This window comes from Microvirga tunisiensis, assembly GCF_009296175.1.
In the GTDB taxonomy this organism is placed as follows: Bacteria; Pseudomonadota; Alphaproteobacteria; order Rhizobiales; family Beijerinckiaceae; genus Microvirga; species Microvirga tunisiensis.
Genome location: NZ_VOSK01000941.1, coordinates 1 through 670 on the forward strand (window position 1 = coordinate 1; position 670 = coordinate 670).

Genomic DNA, 670 nt, shown 5'->3' on the forward strand with positions numbered 1-670 from the left:
ATAGGGGCTGCCATGCGGGAACGCGGCACGCGCGATGGCTGCCGTTGCGGCCGGGACATCACAGCACGGGGTCGGGCGGAGCGACATGAGGACCTCCGGGATGGTGGGGCTGCCCCCTCAAACCCAGGACGCCAATCCCTGCCTCAAGGGCTCCCGCCCATTCGCCAGCAGTATCGAAAAACTGGAGAGCCTCTCATGAAGCAGGAGGATTTTTATGCCCCACACCCGCTTTACGAAAGAGTTCCGGGATGAGGCTGTACGGCTCGCTCTGACCAGCGGCCGCAGCCGACGGGCGATTGCCGCGGATCTCGGCGTCGGCCTGTCGACCCTGCGCCATTGGATTGATCGCCGTCGCGAGCGCGAGATCGACGATCCTCCCGAGGAACGCCAGGAGGACATGGCCACCGAGCTGAAGCGGCTGCGGCGCGAGAACGGGATCCTGCGCCAGGAGCGGGAGATCCTGAAGAAGGCCACGGTGGGTTCAACCGGTCAGCGCATCATGATTGATTTCGTTGGCTTCGGGAGAACTATCTATGGCGCGTATGGGTCGTCCAGGCTTATCGGCAGAGCAGAAGCGGGAACTCTGGACCCGGTGGAAGGAGGGCTGGTCGCTCAGTGATATCGGCCGCGCGCTCGGCAAACATGCCGGATCGGTCTTCGGCATCGTACT

The 670-nt window shown here is 63.9% G+C and carries 1 protein-coding gene and 1 pseudogene; both read left to right on the forward strand.

What is annotated here, in order from left to right:
* Window positions 1-214: 214 nt before the first annotated feature.
* Window positions 215-475: pseudogene (locus FS320_RS44620) on the forward strand (transposase); the annotation flags it as partial.
* A gap of 58 nt (window positions 476-533) precedes the next feature.
* A partial coding sequence (locus tag FS320_RS51405) for a helix-turn-helix domain-containing protein (protein ID WP_420846860.1) occupies window positions 534-670 on the forward strand: 137 nt, incomplete at its 3' end.